The sequence below is a fragment of the Kineosporia succinea genome (assembly GCF_030811555.1).
Taxonomy (GTDB): domain Bacteria; phylum Actinomycetota; class Actinomycetes; order Actinomycetales; family Kineosporiaceae; genus Kineosporia; species Kineosporia succinea.
The window spans coordinates 4,041,336-4,060,065 of the sequence record NZ_JAUSQZ010000001.1 but is presented as its reverse complement, the minus strand read 5'-3'; the positions used below and the strand labels follow the sequence as shown (position 1 = coordinate 4,060,065).

General features: G+C 67.1%; 1 protein-coding gene (running past one end of the window). It reads right to left on the bottom strand.

Annotated features, from left to right (window positions below; all coding sequences use genetic code 11):
- Nucleotides 1–18,730, bottom strand: the start of a protein-coding gene (locus J2S57_RS17665) for a hypothetical protein (RefSeq protein ID WP_307244266.1). It extends 21,452 nt beyond the left edge of the window; the window shows 18,730 of its 40,182 coding nt (coding positions 1–18,730); it begins with the start codon at nucleotides 18,728–18,730; its stop codon lies beyond the left edge, outside the window.

Genomic DNA, 18,730 nt, shown 5'->3' with positions numbered 1-18,730 from the left:
CGAGTTTCGCGTCCGGGTAGAAGTTCTCCCGGATCTTGTCCGCCGCCGGACCCGAGAACCGCGAGTGGCCCAGCACCAGGTCGTACTTCTGCCCCAAGCCCTGGGGCGGGGCGTCACCGTTCGCGATCGACATCAGGCGATCGCGGCCCTCGCCGGTGTCCCCCGGCTTCGGCGGGACGTTCACCACGCTGACGTCACCGTGGTTGGCGCTCACCTGAGCGGCGTTGTAATCACCGTGCGCATCGACCGTCAGCAGCGTGACGTCATTGTCGGACGCGAGGCCGTTCGTGAGCTCCAGGTTGAACACCGGAACCCCACCCAGCCCGTGACCCGACTCGTCGATCACGACCAGGATCTTCGGACGTCCATCATTCACCGGAGGAACGATGTGCACGTGCTGCGGATCCACACCCGCGTCATCGTCAGTGTCGTACCCGTTGTCCGACTCGTTCTCGGAATCCGCGTCACTGTCGCTGTCGTCGCGATGCTGGGACGGACCACCGAAGTCCGGGTTGCCGCCTCGCAGACCCGGCGGATCGATACCCAGACCCCGGATCATCTCCCGGCCCGCGTCCTGCACCTCGCGTGAGATGTCCGGGCCCTGCGGATTCTCGAGCAGCAGGGCGGTCATCACCGGAAGGATGTCTTGCTTCAACCGGTTCGGCGCCGTCGTCCGGAGACGACGCGCGATGTCCTCGGCGTTCTGCCACGCCGGGCCCTTCTCGGCAATCGGTTTGCCGTCGAGGAAATCCTTGGCCTGCTGCGACGTCTCGTGGAACCAGCCGTCGAAACTCTGCCCCTGGTCGTTCTTGTCCATCGGGTTACGCCAGCTGCCCGGGTCACCCAGGCCGGCGACGTCGAGCGCGTCGTCGAGGCCATCGCGGAAGCCGGCGATGCCGAACTCCGACCCGATCTGAACACCGCGCGGCAACGGCCAGTACGGATCCAGACCGTTCCAGTCCGGGCCGGGGTCGGTCGACTTCCAATCGGCCGTCTGATCGACCAGCGAACCATTGGCCCCCTGGAACGTGATCAGACCCTTCTCACCATCGGCGCGATCCTCGGCCGACGGAGCATTCTGCGCCGCGTCCACCATCGCCTCGGCGGCGTCCTTCCAGGAGAAGTCCTTCAAGACCTCCTGCAGGTCCGCGGCCTTCTCGTTGCGCTGCTCGATGTCACGGGCCAGGTCCTTGATCGCCTGGGTCCAGTCACCCACCGCCTCCACCGGATTCGACGACGAATCCGCCACGCTGTCGTCGTACCCCAGGAACCGCAGGAAGTCTCCCGCACCGCTCTCGGCATTGACGAGCACCGGAATACCCTCACCAGCGCCCTCGGTCGCCACGAGACCGAAGCCCTCGTGCAGCGAGGGCATGATGATGGCGTCGGCCTCGGCGCGGTCATTGACCAGGTCCTGCGGGTCCTTCGTGAAACCGCGCAGGTCGAGCATGTCGCCGTACAACCGCACGATGTTGTTCCAGCGCTGCCTCAGCGCCGCTTCCTTCTGCGCATCCGTGGCATTCGCCGGCAGCTCGTCGTTCCACCGTGTGTCCACGGGACTGCTCGGCGCACTGCTGTCGGAATCACTGTCCGGCTCCGGGAACAAGAACGTGTTCCGGTCCACACCGGCCGGACCACCGCGAACGATGATCTTCACATTGTGCTCGTCGGCGGCTCGCGACAGGTCACCGCCGCCGCTCTCGGCGGCTGAGTTCAGCTGCTGCTGACGGAGGTTCCAGACCGCCTTCAGAGCACCCTCGACGCCCTTGATCGGGTCCGTCGCCCGCCCTGACAGCAGCAGAGTGATCGGCTTTTCCGGGTCACGGGTATGACTGCGTGGGTCACCCGCCACCGAACCCGGAATCAGGGCGTGCAGGGCCTGGCCGTTCTCGTCCCGCTTCGCCAGACGATCGGCCTCACGCGTCAGCAGCTCGCCCACCCCGACGACGAGGTCCGCCTTGACCATCACGCTCTGGTCGATGTCCGCCTTACGACGACCCGAGTTGTACGCCTTCGCCCACGGCGTCTTCGCGTCGGCCGGAGGCGGAACCACGGTCGCGTCCGCCGGATCCAGATCCGGCCTCTTCACCACATCCAGCCGCAACGGGCTCGTATGCAGGAAGTGCACGAGTTTCGCGTCCGGATAAAAGTTCTCACGAATGCGGTCAGCGGCCGGACCCGAGAACCGGGAGTGGCCCAGCACCAGGTCGTACTTCTGCCCCAAGCCCTTGGGCGGGGCGTCCCCGTTCGCGATCGTCGTCAGCCGGTCGCGGCCCTCGACCCCATGGGCCACCTGCTCGGAGGTCGGCGGAACGTTCACCACGCTCACGCCACCATGCGCCGCACTCACATCGGCGGCGCGGTAGTCGCCATGGGCGTCGACCGTCAGCAACGTGACGTCGTTGTTCTCCGAAAGACCCCGCGTCAGCTCCAGGTTGAACACCGGAACCCCGCCCAGCCCGTGACCCGACTCGTCGATCACGACCAGGATCTTCGGACGTCCGTCATTGGCCGGCGGAACGATGCGAACGTGCTGCGGATCCAGACCCGCGTCATCGTCGCCGTCGTACCCGTCGTCCGACTCGTTCTCGGAATCGGCGTCGCTGTTGTCGTGCTGCGGATCCGCGAAGTTCGGATTACCGCCCCGCAGCCCCGGAGGATCGATCCCCAGACCGCGGATCATCTCCCGACCCGCGTCCTGAACCTGCGTCGTGGTGTCGGGCCCCGGCGGGTTGTTCAGCAACAGAGCCGTCAGGACCGGGACCACGTCTTGCTTCACCCGGTTCGGAGCCGTCGTCGGCAGGCGACGCGCGATGTCCTCCGCGTTCTGACGCGCCGGGCCCTTCTCGGCCACCGGCTTGCCGTCGAGGAATTCCTTGGCCTGCTGTGACGTCTCGTGGAACCACGTATCGAAGCTGTCACCCCGGTCGTCCTTGCTCAGGGGGTTGCGCCAGCTGTCCGGGTTCCCCAGACCGGCGCCCCTCAGAGCGTCGTCAAGACCGTCGCGGAAATGAGTGGCGCCGAAACTCGTATCGATCTGAACACCGCGCGGCAACGGCCAGTACGGATCCAGACCGTTCCAGTCCGGACCCGGATCCGTCGACTTCCAATCGGCCGTCTGATCGACCAGCGAACCATTGGCCCCCTGGAACGTGATCAGACCCTTCTCACCATCGGCACGATCCTCGGCCGACGGAGCATTCTGCGCCGCGTCCACCATCGAACGCGCGGCGTCCCGCCAGGAGAAGTCCTTCAAGACCTCCTGCAGGTCCGCGGCCTTCTCGTTGCGCTCGTTGAGATCCCGCGCCAGGTCCTTGATCGCCTGGGTCCAGTCGCTCACCGCCTCGATCGGATTCGACGACGAATCAGCCACACTCTCGTCAAAGCCCAGGAACCGCAGGAAGTCTCCCGCACCGCTCTCGGCATTGACGAGCACCGGAATACCCTCACCAGCACCTTCCGTCGCCACCAGGCCGAAGCCCTCGTGCAGCGACGGCATGATGATCGCGTCGGCCTCGGCGCGGTCATTCACCAGATCCTGGGGGTCCTTGGTGAAACCGCGCAGATCCAGCATGTCGCCGTACAGGCGCACGATGTTGTTCCACCGCTGCTGAAGAGCCGCTTCCTTCTGAGCGTCCGTCGCGTTGGCCGGAAGCTCGTCGTTCCAGCGGGTGTCCACCGGACTGGTCGGGGTGTTGCTGCCGTCGGAATCGCTGTCGGGCTCGGGGAACAGGAACGTGTTCCGGTCCACACCGGCCGGACCACCGCGCACGATGATCTTCACATTGTGCTCGTCGGCACCCCGCGACAGGTCACCGCCACCTTCGGCCGCGGCGTTCAACTGCTGCTGACGGAGGTTCCAGACCGCCTTCAGCGCACCCTCGACACCCTTGATCGGATCCGTCGCCCGCCCCGAAAGCAGAAGGGTGATGGGTTTTTCCGGGTCACGCGTGTGCGTGCGCGGATTGCCGGCCACGGACCCCGGAATGAGTGCGTGGAGTGCCTGGCCGTGCTGGTCGCGGTTGCTCAGGCGGTCGGCCTCCCGGGTCAGCAGCTCCCCCACACCGACGACGAGGTCGGACTTGATCATGACGCTCTGGTCGATATCAGCCTTACGACGTCCGGAGTTGTACGCGTTGGCCCACGGCGTTTTCGCGTCGGCGGGCGGGGGAACGACCGTCGCGTCCTCCGGATTGAGGTCCGGCCTCTTCACCACATCGAGCCGCAGCGGGCTCGTGTGCAGGAAGTGCACGAGTTTGGCGTCGGGGTAGAAGTTCTCGCGGATCTTGTCCGCTGCCGGCCCGGAGAAACGGGAGTGGCCCAGCACCATGTCGTACTGGTCGCCCAACCCCTTCGGCGGGGCATCCCCGTTCGCGATCGCCATCAGGCGGTCGCGACCCTCACCGGTCTGGCCCGGCGAGGGCGGGACGTTGACCACGCTCACGTCACCGTGCGTCGCACTGACCCGAGCGGCGTTGTAGTCACCGTGCGCATCGACCGTCAGCAGCGTGACGTCATTGTCGGCGGCGAGGCCGTTGGTGAGCTCCAGGTTGAACACCGGAACCCCACCCAGCCCGTGACCGGACTCGTCGATCACGACCAGGATCTTCGGGCGTCCATCATTGGCCGGAGGAACGATGTGAACGTGCTGCGGATCCACGTCCGCGCCATCGTGGTGGCCGTCGTCCGAATCGCTGTCGTCCGAATCGTTCTCGGAATCCGCATCGCTGTCGTCGTGCTGCTGAGCCGGATCCGCGAAGTTCGGGTTACCTCCCCGCAGACCGGGCGGATCGATCCCGAGCCCGCGGATCATCTCCCGGGCGGCGTCCTGCACTTCCCTCGTGGTGTCCGGTCCGGCCGGGTTGTCGAGCAGCATGGCCGTCATGACCGGAACGATGTCCTGCCGCACCCGGTTCGGAGCCGTCGTCGGCAGGCGACGCGCGATGTCCTCGGCGTTCTGCCGCGCCGGGCCGCTCTCCGCCCGTGGCTTGCTGTCGACGTAATTCTTGGCCTGCTGCGACGTCTCGTGGAACCAGCTGTCGAAGCTCTCTCCCCGGTCGTCCTTGCTCATCGGGTTGCGCCAGCTGCCCGGCTCTCCCAGGCCGGCACCGTCCAGGGCGTCGTCGAGACCGTCGCGGAGATCGGTGACGTCGAACGCGGAGTTCTCCCCCGAGTCCTTCGGCACCGGCCAGTACGGGTCGAGGCCGTTCCAGTTCGGCCCCGGGTCGGTCGACTGCCAGGTCGCGGTCTGGTCGACCAGCGAGCCGTTGCCGCCCTGGAACGTGATCTGGCCGGTCGCCCCGTCGGCGCGCTCCTGCCGGGTCGGGGCCTGCAGGGCGGCGTCGACCAGGGAACGGGCGGAGTCTCGCCAGGTGTAGTCCTTCAGGACCTCCTGGAGCTCGGCGGCCTTCTCGTCGCGCTGGTCGATGTCCTGCGCCAGCTTCTTGATCGCGTCGGTCCAGTCGCCGACGGCCTCGATCGGGTTGGACGAGGAGTCCGCGACGCTGTCGTCATAACCCAGGAACCGCAGGAAGTCCCCGGCCCCGCTCTCGCCGTTGACGAGCACCGGAATGCCCTCGCCCGCGCCCTCCGTCGCCACCAGGCCGAAACCCTCGTGCAGCGACGGCATGATGATCGCGTCCGCCTCCGCGCGGTCATTCACCAGATCCCGCGGATCCTTGGTGAAACCGCGCAGATCCAGCATGTCGCCGTACAGCCGCACGATGTTGTTCCACCGCTGCTGAAGCGCGGCCTCCTTCTGCGCATCCGTCGCGTTCGGAGGAAGCTCGTCGTTCCAGCGCGTATCCACCGGGCTGGTCAGGGTGTTGCTGCCGTCGGAGTCACTGTCGGGCTCGGGGAACAGGAACGTGGTGCGATCGACGCCGGGAGGACCACCCCGCACGATGATCTTCACATTGTGCGCAGCAGCTCCCCGCGAGAGGTCGCCACCGCCCTCGGCCGCGGAGTTGAGCTGCTGCTGGCGGAGGTTCCAGACCGCCTTCAGCGCACCCTCGACGCCCTTGATCGGGTCGGTCGCCCGCCCCGAAAGCAGCAGAGTCATGGGCTTTTCCGGATCACGCGTATGCGTGCGCGGACCACCCGCCACCGAACCCGGAATGAGCGCGTGCAGAGACTGGCCGTGCTGATCACGGTTGCTCAGGCGATCGGCTTCACGGGTCAGCAACTCGCCCACGCCGACCACGAGATCGGACTTCACCATCACGCTCTGATCGATGTCCGCCTTACGACGACCAGAGTTGTACGCATTGGCCCACGGCGTCTTCGCATCCGCCGGCGGCGGAACGACCGTCGCGTCCGCCGGATCCAGGTCCGGCTTCTTCACCACGTCCAGCCGCAGCGGGCTGGTGTGCAGGAAGTGCACGAGTTTCGCGTCCGGATAGAAGTTCTCGCGGATCTTGTCCGCCGCCGGACCCGAGAACCGCGAGTGGCCCAGCACCAGGTCGTACTTCTGTCCCAAGCCCTGGGGCGGGGCGTCACCGTTCGCGATCGACATCAGCCGGTCGCGACCCTCGCCGGTGTCCCCCGGCTTCGGCGGGACGTTCACCACACTGACGTCACCGTGGTTGGCGCTCACCTGAGCGGCGTTGTAATCACCGTGCGCATCGACCGTCAGCAGCGTGACGTCATTGTCGGACGCGAGGCCGTTCGTGAGCTCCAGGTTGAACACCGGAACCCCACCCAGCCCGTGACCCGACTCGTCGATCACGACCAGGATCTTCGGACGTCCATCATTCACCGGAGGAACGATGTGCACGTGCTGCGGATCCATGCCCGCGTCGCCGCTGTCACTGTCGCTGTCGTCGTCGGAGTCGCTGTCCGAGTCGTTCTCGGAGTCCGCGTCGTGATCCTGCGTCGGATCCGCGAAGTTCGGGTTGCCACCCCGCAGGCCGGGCGGGTCGATACCGAGACCACGGATGATCTCCCGGCCGGCGTCGTGCACCTCCCGGATCGTGTCCGGGGTGGGTGGGTTGTCCAGCAGCAGCGCGGTCAGCACGGGCACCACGTCCTGCCGCACCCGGTTCGGGGCCGTCGTCTGCAGGCGACGCGCGATGTCTTCGGCGTTCTGCCGCGCCGGGCCCACCTCGGCGCGTGGCTTGTCGTCCAGAAAATCGCGAGCCTGCTGCGATGTCTCGTGGAACCAGCTGTCGAAGCTGTCGCCCCGGTCGTCCTTGCTCATCGGGTTGCGCCAGCTGCCCGGCTCTCCCAGGCCGGCGCCGTCGAGGGCGTCGTCGAGACCGTCGCGGAAATCGGTGACGTCGAAACCCGAGTTCATCTGCACGCCGCGTGGGAGCGGCCAGTACGGGTCGAGACCGTTCCAGTCCGGGCCCGGGTCAGTAGATTTCCAGTCGGCGGTCTGGTCGACGAGCGAGCCGTTGCGGCCCTGGAACGTGATCAGGCCGCTGGTGCCGTCGGCCCGCTCCTGACGCGTTGGCGCGTTCTGCGCCGCGTCCACCATCGACTGCGCGGCGTCCTTCCAGGAGAAGTCCTTCAGGACCTGCTGAAGATCGACTGCCTTCTCGTTGCGCTGATCGAGGTCCTTCGCGAGATCCTTGATCGCCTCGGTCCAGTCGCTGACCGCCTCGATCGGGTTGGACGACGAATCCGTGACGCTGTCGTCGTACCCGAGGAACCGCAGGAAATCGCCCGCGCCGCTCTCGGCATTGACCAGGACCGGGATGCCCTCGCCGGCTCCCTCCGTGGCCACGAGGCCGAAACCCTCGTGCAGCGAGGGCATGATGATCGCGTCGGCCTCGGCCCGGTCATTGACCAGGTCCTGGGGGTCCTTGGTGAAACCGCGCAGATCCAGCATGTCACCGTACAACCGCACGATGTTGTTCCACCGCTGCTGAAGCGCGGCCTCCTTCTGCGCGTCCGTCGCGTTCGGAGGAAGCTCGTCGTTCCAACGGGTGTCGACCGGGCTCGTCGGGGTGTTGCTGCCGTCAGAATCGCTGTCGGGCTCGGGGAACAGGAACGTGTTCCGGTCCACGCCCGCCGGACCACCCCGCACGATGATCTTCACATTGTGCTCGCCGGCGCCCTGCGAGAGGTCGCCACCGCCCTCGGCCGCGGCGTTCAGCTGCTGCTGCCGCAGGTTCCAGACCGCCTTCAGCGCACCCTCGACGCCCTTGATCGGATCCGTCGCCCGACCCGAAAGCAGCAGAGTGATGGGCTTTTCCGGATCACGCGTATGCGTGCGCGGACCACCCGCGACCGAACCGGGAATCAGGGCGTGCAGAGCCTGACCGTGCTGATCGCGGTTGCTCAGGCGATCGGCCTCACGGGTGAGTAGCTCACCCACACCCACGACCAGGTCGGACTCGACCATCACGCTCTGGTCGATGTCCGCCTTACGACGACCAGAGTTGTACGCGTTCGCCCACGGGGTCTTGGCGTCGGCCGGAGGCGGGACCACGGTCGCGTCCGCCGGATCCAGGTCCGGCTTCTTCACCACGTCCAGCCGCAGCGGGCTCGTGTGCAGGAAGTGCACGAGTTTCGCGTCGGGGAACCAGTTCTCCCGCATCCGCTGTGCCGCCGGACCGGAGAACCGCGAGTGGCCCAGCACCATGTCGTACGTACCCGTCAGGCCGGCGGGGGGCTTGCCGTCGGCGATCGACATCAGCCGGTCGCGACCCTCGACCTTCTTGCTGACCTGGTCGGGCGTCGGCGGCACGTTCACCACGCTGACATCACCGTGGTTCGCGCTCACCTGCGCGGCGTTGTAGTCACCGTGCGCATCGACGGTCAGCAGGGTGACGTCGTTGTTCTCGGACAGGCCGTTGGTGAGTTCGAGGTTGAACACCGGGACACCGCCGAGACCGTGGCCGCTCTCGTCGATGACCACGAGGATCTTCGGGCGTCCATCATTCGCCGGGGGAACGATGTGGACGTGCTGCGGATCCACGCCCGCGTCATCGACACTGTCATGGTCGCTGTCGTCGTCACTGTCGTCGTCGGAGTCGCTGTCGTTCTCCGAGTCCGCGTCACCGTCGTCGGTGCGATCCTGAGAAGGACCAGCAAAGTCCGGATTACCGCCCCGCAGACCCGGCGGGTCGATCCCCAGACCCCGGACCATCTCCTGCGCCGCCGCATAGACGTCCCGCGAGGTGTCAGGCCCCGCAGGGTTGTCGAGCAACATGGCCGCCATCACCGGCACGATGTCCTGCCGCACCCGGAACGGAGCCGTCGTCGGCAGACGACGCGCCATGTCCCCGGCGTTCTGCTCGGCCGGCCCCCTCTCGGAGACCGGCTTGCTGTTGACGTAATCCTTCGCCTGCTGAGACGTCTCGTGGAACCAGCTGTCGAAGCTGTCACCCCGGTCGTCCTTGCCCATCGGGTTGCGCCAACTGCCCGGCTCTCCCAGGCCGGCGTCGTCCAGGGCGTCGTCGAGATCGTCCCGGAAACTGGTGACGTCGAAGTCCGACCCCATCTGCACGCCACGTGGGAGCGGCCAGTAGGGGTCGAGGCCGTTCCAGTCCGGCCCGGGATCCGTCGCCTGCCAGTCCGCGGTCTGGTCGACCAGAGACCCGTTGCGCCCCTGGAAGGTGATCTGACCGGTCTCGCCATCGGCCCGGTCCCGCGCGGACGGAGCGTTCTGCGCGGCGTCGATCATCGACCGGGCCGCATCCCGCCAGGAGAAGTCCTTCAGGACCTCCTGAAGATCCGCTGCCTTCTCGTTGCGCCGGTCGAGGTCCTTGGCCAGATCCTTGATCGCCTCGGTCCAGTCGCTGACCGCCTCGATCGGGTTGGACGACGAGTCGGTCACGCTGTCGTCGTACCCGAGGAACCGCAGGAAATCGCCCGCGCCGCTCTCGGCATTGACCAGGACCGGGATGCCCTCGCCGGCTCCCTCCGTGGCCACCAGGCCGAAACCCTCGTGCAGCGAGGGCATGATGATCGCGTCGGCCTCGGCCCGGTCATTGACCAGGTCCTGCGGATCCTTCGTGAAACCGCGCAGATCCAGCATGTCGCCGTACAACCGCACGATGTTGTTCCACCGCTGCTTGAGCGCGGCCTCCTTCTGCGCGTCCGTCGCGTTCGGAGGAAGCTCGTCGTTCCAGCGGGTGTCCACCGGACTGGTCGGGGTGTTGCTGCCGTCAGAGTCACTGTCGGGCTCGGGGAACAGGAACGTGTTCCGGTCCACGCCCGCCGGACCACCACGCACGATGATCTTCACATTGTGGTCACCGGCGCCCTGCGAAAGATCACCACCGCCCTCGGCCGCGGCGTTCAGCTGCTGCTGCCGCAGGTTCCAGACCGCCTTCAGGGCGCCCTCGACGCCCTTGATCGGGTCGGTCGCCCGACCCGAAAGCAGCAGAGTGATGGGCTTTTCCGGATCACGCGTGTGCGTGCGCGGACCACCCGCCACGGAACCGGGAATCAGGGCGTGCAGAGCCTGACCGTGCTGATCGCGGTTGCTCAGGCGATCGGCCTCACGGGTCAGCAACTCACCGACCCCCACGACCAGGTCGGACTTCACCATGACGCTCTGGTCGATGTCCGCCTTACGACGACCAGAGTTGTAGGCATTGGCCCACGGCGTCTTCGCGTCGGCCGGAGGCGGAACGACCGTCGCGTCCGCCGGATCCAGGTCCGGCTTCTTCACCACGTCCAGCCGCAGCGGGCTCGTGTGCAGGAAGTGCACGAGTTTCGCTTCCGGATAGAAGTTCTCGCGGATCTTGTCCGCCGCCGGCCCCGAGAACCGCGAATGCCCCAGCACGAAGTCGTACTTCCTGCCCAGCCCCTTGGGCGGGGCGTCACCGTTCGCGATCGACATCAGCCGATCGCGCCCCTCGCCCGTCTGCCCTGGCTTCGGCGGAACGTTCACCACGCTGACATCACCGTGATTGGCACTCACCTGCGCGGCGTTGTAATCACCGTGCGCGTCAACCGTCAGCAGTGTGACGTCATTGTCGGCCGACAGCCCGTTGGTGAGCTCCAGATTGAACACCGGAACCCCACCCAGCCCGTGACCGGACTCATCGATCACGACAAGGACCTTCGGGCGTCCATCATTGGCCGGAGGAACGATATGGACGTGCTGCGGATCCACGCCCGCGTCATCGACACTGTCGTCGTCGGAGTCGCTGTCGTTCTCCGAGTCCGCGTCACCGTCGTCGGTGCGATCCTGAGAAGGACCAGCGAAGTCCGGATTACCGCCCCGCAGACCAGGCGGGTCGATCCCCAGACCCCGGACGATCTCCTGCGCCGCCGCATAGACGTCACGCGAGGTATCGGGCCCCGCAGGGTTGTCGAGCAACATGGCCGCCATCACCGGCACGATGTCCTGCCGCACCCGGAACGGAGCCGTCGTCGGCAGACGACGCGCCATGTCCTCAGCGTTCTGCTCGGCCGGCCCCCTCTCGGAGATCGGCTTGCTGTTGACGTAATCCTTCGCCTGCTGAGACGTGTCGCGGAACCAGCTGTCGAAGCTGCCGCCCCGGTCGTCCTTGCTCTTCGGGTCGCGCCAGCTCCCCGGGTCGCTCAGACCCGCGTCGTCCAGAGCGTCGTCGAGGTCGTCGCGGAGATCGGTGACGTCGAACGCGGAACTGTCGGCCGAGTCCTTCGGCCGCGGCCAGTAGGGCTCGAGGCCGTTCCAGTCCGGCCCGGGATCCGTCGACTGCCAGTCCGCGGTCTGGTCGACCAGAGACCCGTTGCGGCCCTGGAACGTGATCTGACCGGTGGCCCCGTCGTTACGCTGCTGCTGGGTCGGCGCCTGCATCGCCGCGTCGACCATCGACTGCGCGGCGTCCTTCCAGGAGAAGTCCTTGAGGATCTCCTGCAGGTCGGCCGCCCGGTCGTTGCGCTGCTCGATGTCGCGGGCGAGGTCCTGGATCGCCTGGGTCCAGTCGCCCACGGCCTCGATCGGGTTCGACGACGAGTCGGTCACGCTGTCGTCGAAGCCGAGGAACCGCATGAAGTCCCCGGCCCCGCTCTCGCCGTTCACCAGGATCGGGATGCCCTCACCGGCGCCCTCGGTCGCGACGAGACCGAAACCTTCGTGCAGCGAGGGCATGATGATCGCGTCGGCCTCGGCCCGGTCGTTCACCAGGTCCTGTGGGTCCTTCGTGAACCCCCGCAGGTCCAGCATGTCGCCGTACAGGCGCACGATGTTGTTCCACCGCTGCTTGAGCGCGGCCTCCTTCTGCGCATCCGTCGCGTTCGGAGGAAGCTCGTCGTTCCAGCGGGTGTCCACCGGACTGGTCGGGGTGTTGCTGCCGTCAGAGTCACTGTCGGGCTCGGGGAACAGGAACGTGTTCCGGTCCACGCCCGCCGGACCACCACGCACGATGATCTTCACATTGTGGTCACCGGCGCCCTGCGAAAGATCACCACCGCCCTCGGCCGCGGAGTTGAGCTGCTGCTGCCGAAGGTTCCAGACCGCCTTCAGGGCGCCCTCGACACCCTTGATCGGGTCGGTCGCCCGACCGGAAAGCAGAAGGGTGATGGGCTTTTCAGGATCACGCGTGTGGGTACGCGGCCCCCCGGCGACCGAACCGGGAATCAGGTTGTGCAGCGACTGGCCGTGCTGATCGCGGTTGCTCAGGCGATCGGCTTCACGAGTCAGCAACTCGCCCACCCCGACGACGAGGTCGGACTTCACCATGACGCTCTGGTCGATGTCCGCCTTACGACGACCCGAGTTGTACGCATTGGCCCACGGCGTCTTCGCGTCGGCCGGAGGCGGGACCACGGTCGCGTCCGCCGGATCCAGGTCCGGCTTCTTCACCACATCGAGCCGCAGCGGGCTCGTGTGCAGGAAGTGCACGAGTTTCGCGTCCGGATAGAAGTTCTCGCGGATCTTGTCCGCCGCCGGCCCCGAGAACCGCGAATGCCCCAGCACCAGGTCGTACTTCTGCCCCAGGCCCTTGGGCGGGGCGTCACCGTTCGCGATCGACATCAGCCGATCGCGCCCCTCGCCCGTCTGCCCTGGCTTCGGCGGCACGTTCACCACGCTGACATCACCGTGGTTCGCGCTCACCTGCGCGGCGTTGTAGTCACCGTGCGCGTCAACCGTCAGGAGGGTGACGTCATTGTTCTCCGAAAGACCGTTGGTGAGCTCCAGATTGAATACCGGAACCCCACCCAACCCGTGACCACTCTCGTCGATGACGACCAGGATCTTGGGGCGTCCGTCATTGGCCGGAGGAACGATGTGGACGTGCTGCGGATCCACGCCCGCGTCATCGACGCTGTCGGAGTCGCTGTCGTCGTCGGAGTCGCTGTCGTTCTCCGAATCCGCGTCGCTGTCGTCGTCGCGGTGAGTGTTGGTGTCGGCGTCAGTACTGTGAGACGGCCCGGCGAAGTCCGGGTTGCCGCCCCGTAGCTTGGTCGGGTCGATCCCCAGCCCGCGGATCATCTCGTTCGCGGCGTCGCGGATGTCGGTGACCGTGTCGGGCGTCTGCGGACTGTCCAGCAGCATCGCCGTGATCACCGGGACCACGTCGTACTTCACCTTGTTGGGGGCGGTCGTGGGCAGACGACGGGCGATGTCCTCCGCCTGCTGACGTACCGGTCCGACCTCCGGCGTGGGTTTGCTCGCCAGGTAGTCCTTCGCCTGCTGCGACCGCTGGTCGAACCAGGTGTCGAACGAGTCGCCCCGGTCGTTCTTGCCGCCCCGGTCGCGCTGCGCCGACGGGTTGTCCAGACCCGAGTCGTGCAGAGCGTCGTCGAGGGAGTCCCGCAGGTCGGTGACGTCGAAACCCGAGTCGTTCTGAACACCGCGCGGGAGCGGCCAGTACGGGTCCAGACCGTTCCACTCCGGGCCCGGATCGGTCGATTTCCAGTCCGCGGTCTGGTCGACCAACGACCCGTTCGGGCCCTGGAACGTGATCTGGCCGGTGGCCCCGTCGTTACGCTGCTGCTGGGTCGGCGCCTGCATCGCCGCGTCGACCATCGACTGCGCCGAGTCCTTCCAGGAGAAGTCCTTCAGGACCTCCTGCAGTTCGGCCGCCTTGTCGTTGCGCTGGTCGATGTTCTTCGCCAGGTCCTTGATCGCCTCGACCCAGTCACCCACGGCCTCCACCGGGTTCGACGACGAGTCGGTCACGCTGTCGTCGTACCCGAGGAACCGCAGGAAATCGCCGGCGCCGCTCTCGGCGTTCACGAGCACCGGGATGCCCTCGCCCGCGCCCTCGGTCGCCACGAGACCGAAACCCTCGTGCAGCGACGGCATGATGATCGCGTCGGCCTCGGCCCGGTCGTTCACCAGGTCCTGGGGGTCCTTGGTGAAGCCGCGCAGATCCAGCATGTCGCCGTAGAGGCGCACGATGTTGTTCCACCGCTGCTGAAGGGCGGCCTCCTTCTGCGCGTCCGTCGCGTTCGGAGGAAGCTCGTTGTTCCAGCGGGTGTCCACCGGGCTGGTCGGGGTGTTGCTGCCGTCGGAGTCACTGTCGGGCTCGGGGAACAGGAACGTGGTGCGATCGACGCCGGGAGGACCACCCCGCACGATGATCTTCACGTTGTACTCGTCGGCGCCCTGGGTCAGGTCGACATCGTCGCCGTTGCGCAGCCCCTGGTCGTTCGCGTTCGCCGTGGCGTTCAGGTGCTGCTGCCGCAGGTTCCAGACGGCCTGCAGCGCCCCCTCGACACCCTTGATCGGGTCGGTCGCCCGCCCCGAGAGCAGCAGAGTGATGGGCTTTTCCGGATCACGCGTATGCGTGCGCGGACCACCCGCCACCGAACCCGGAATGAGCGCGTGCAGCGACTGGCCGTGCTGATCGCGGTTGCTCAGGCGATCGGCTTCACGGGTCAGCAACTCGCCCACACCGACCACGAGGTCGGACTTCACCATCACGCTCTGGTCGATGTCCGCCTTACGACGACCAGAGTTGTACGCATTGGCCCACGGCGTCTTCGCATCCGCCGGCGGCGGAACGACCGTCGCGTCCGCCGGATCCAGATCCGGCTTCTTCACCACATCCAGCCGCAGCGGACTCGTGTGCAGGAAATGCACGAGTTTCGCGTCCGGATAGAAGTTCTCCCGGATCTTGTCCGCCGCCGGCCCCGAGAACCGCGAATGCCCCAGCACCAGGTCGTACTTCTCCCCCAGGCCCTTGGGCGGGGCGTCACCGTTCGCGATCGACATCAGCCGATCGCGCCCCTCGCCGGTGTCCCCCGGCTTCGGCGGCACGTTCACCACACTGACATCACCGTGGTTGGCACTCACCTGAGCGGCGTTGTAATCACCATGCGCGTCGACGGTCAGCAGGGTGACGTCGTTGTTGCCCGAGAGGCCGTTGGTGAGTTCGAGGTTGAACACCGGGACGCCGCCGAGGCCGTGGCCGCTCTCGTCGATGACGACGAGGATCTTCGGGCGTCCGTCGTTGACCGGGGGGACGATGTGGACGTGCTGGGAGTTCAGGTCCGTGTCGTCGTGGGTGACGACGTCGTCTTCGTTGTCGCTGTCGTCTGCGTCGTTGTCGTTCTCGGAGTCCGCGTCGCTGTCGTCGGCGCGGTTCTGAGAAGGTCCACCGAAGTCCGGGTTTCCGCCCTTGAGCCCAGGCGGGTCGATGCCCAGCCCGTGGATCAGGTCGCCCGCGGCATCGCGGATCTGCTGAATGGTCTCCGGGGTCTGCGGAGTGTCCATGAGCAGGGACGTGATGATGGGGATGACGTCGTTGCGGACCTTGTTCGGTGAGGTCGTGGGCAGACGGCGGGCGATGTCCTCGGCCGTCTGCCGCACCGGGCCGACCTGGGCCGGGGGCTTGCCGGCCAGGTCGGTCCTGGCCTGCTGCGCCTGCTGGTTGAACCAGGTGTCGAAACCGGCCCCGCGGTCTTCCTTGCCGCCGGGGTCACGCAGGACCGAGGGGTTGTCCAGACCGGAGTCGCGCAGCGCGGAGTCGAGGTCGGAACGGAAGTCGTCGATGCGGGTGGGGCCGGGGTTGCCCGGGGTGGGGTCGGGCTGCAGCTGCTGCTGGTCGGTCTGGGTCTGGTTGTCGGTGCTCGAATCCGGTTGCGTCGCGGGCTGGTTGGCCGGCTGAGGGGTCGGCTGGTCGGAGACCGGGGACTCGGGTCCGGAATCTTGCTGGACCTCCGGGGCAGGCTGGGTCTGAACCTCGGGGGCAGGCTGGGTCTGGACCTGCGGGGTCGGCTCCGGCTGAACGCTTGCGTCCGGCTGGGGCTGGGTCTGCGGCGTCGGCTCCGGCTGGACATTGGCGTCCGGCTGGGGCTGAGTCTGCGGCGTCGGCTCCGGCTGGACGTCGGGGTCCGGCTGGGGCGTCACGCTGTCGACCGAGGGGTTCGGCACGACCGCCGGGATGTCGAGGCCCCGCAGATCGGGGTGCAGGGTCGGCACGACCGGGGGCACCCGGGTGACCGAGGGGTCGGGCGCGGGCGGCGCGATCGGCTGCACCTTCCCGGACGAGTCGACCACGATCATCTGCGCACCGGCCGGCGGCGTCGACGGCAGGTTGCCCCGCACCTGCACGGGCGTGGAAGTCGGCTGACCGGAAGGGTTCACGTCGGGCTGACGGAGATCGACGATCACCGTCTGGTCGCGCCAGTTGACCAGGGTCAGGTTCTGGGCGGGACCGTCGGGCGTCGGCACGTTCACGACCACCGTGGTGCCGTGGCCGCCGTCGCCAAGGGCCTTCAGGGCTCCGTCCCAGCTGTTGCCCACCGGGTTCCAGCCGGCCGGGTCGGGAGTCGGCGTGACCAGCGGCGTGGATGCGGGCGGGGGCGGAAGCGGAGTCGTCTGGCCCGGGTGCAGCAGGGTCTGCAGCTGCTGGCTGTCGACCATGTGACCGCCGAGAGGCAGGTTCTGGGCCGGGTTCTGGAGCACCTGCTGCTGGCGGTCGACGATGAACTGGTTGAGCTGCTGCTGCGCCGCACCCGGATCGGTGAGTGGCGAGGTGTTGAAAGAGGAGATGGGGTCCCGGTTCACCATCTGCTCGTACCAGGTGGTGTACTGCTTCAGCGCCTCGTTCTGACGGTCCTGCAGGTTCTTGATCTCGCCGGCGGACGCGTCGGGGTGCTGCGCGAGAACCGTGTTCGTCTCGTCGTGCAGTGAATCCCGCATCTGGTCGGGCGTGATGATGGGACCTGTCGTGTCGACCATCGGATCGGGCGTCGGCAACGGCAGCGGGCTGGGCGTGGGCGTCGGGGTGGGCAGGGCCCAGGAACCGCCGCCCGTGGCGTCGGGGGTCAACACCGGCGGCAGAACGGAGTTCTCGGTCACGGGGATCGGCCCGAGCAGGTCAGGCCCAGGAACGGTCGTGGTCCCCGAACCGTTCTGGCTCGAACCGTTCTGCCCGGAACCGTTCTGCCCGGAACCGTTCTGGCCCGAACCGTTCTGACTACCGGAGGCCGGGTTGACAGGGTTGTTCGACCCCGACCCGCTCGTCACGGGGCCGTTCTGCCCCGGAGTGTTCACGAAACTCGTCACGACCGGCGGATTTCCGCCGGTTCCGGTGGTCGACCCGCTGGTCGGTGCGGGCGAACCAGAATGGAGGACGTTGTTGTCACCGCTGCCGGTTGACACGACGGTGTTGTCGTCGCCTCCACGACCGGGCTGGCCGGACTGACCGCCGCCCGAGGTGTTTCCGGACTGCCCACCCGTAACCACCGGCTGGTTGGTCACATTGACATTGTTGTTCGAGGAACCCTGCCCGTTGACCACCGGCGGCACCGGGAGGTTGTTCCCACCCGACAACGAGCCGGTGTCCGGGTTGTAGCCCCCCTTGGTGTCTTTCGGGTCGGGCGAGGTGTTGCCGTCACCGTTGACCGTCGACGGAGAACCGTTCTTGTCACCACCGCCACCGAACAGGAAGCTCGGCTTGTTCAGACCGCCCGGCTTGTTGAGCAGCGCCAGGCTGGCCAGACCGGCGGCACCGGCCCCACCGGTCGCGGCCGTCTCGATCATCGCCGACATCGCGGCCGAGGCACTGACCGACCAGGTGCCGTTGAGGATGCCGTTGGCCATGAGTTCGGCCACGACCTCGGTGCCGATGCCCACCGGGAACTCGGTGACCAGGTCGGCGACGAACTCGTTCTTGCCCTTGTGGAGATCGATGTTCAGGTTCTTGAACACGTTCTTGACGCCGCCGCCCAGGAACTTCGCTCCCGGGAAGGCGGTGCCGAAGATGACGAGGGTGCTGATCACGGCGCCCAGCGCGGAGTCACTGAGCTTCTTGCCGTCGAGACCGCCGGGGCGGATGCCCATCGCGACCTGCTCGAGCTGGGCCAGGAGCCCGGTGCCGACCTCGTAGATGAAGCTCGAGGCGGTGATCTTCACGCCGACCGTGGTGGCCGCCCGCAGCACCGACTGCTTCGCGATCTCACGGGAGGTCACGATGCGGGCGATCGCGCCCGGCGGGTCGTAGAGCATCTCGACGTAGGCGATCGCCATCTGCACGGCCAGGAAGATGATCATCCAGCGCATCAGGCGCTTGAGATAGTCGACCTCCAGGGCCATCTCGTCGAGATAGCGCCCCGAACCCTCGAGCATGTCCGCCGTCGAGTACAGCAGTTTGGGCTCGGTCAGGGCGTACGGTGCCACCGAACCGTAGAAGGCGCCCTCGGTCTCACCTTTCAGGTTTCCCTGGACGTTGCGCAGCATCTTCTCGATCTGCGGCGCGTACTCCCGCAGCATGTTCGCGATGTTGCGCAGCTCGGCCGACCCCATACGCATCTTGGCGTCGTTGGCCGCCGGGTACTTCACCCCGGTGATGAACTCGAGGAGGAGCTTGGTGTCCGAGCTCGTGATGGCCAC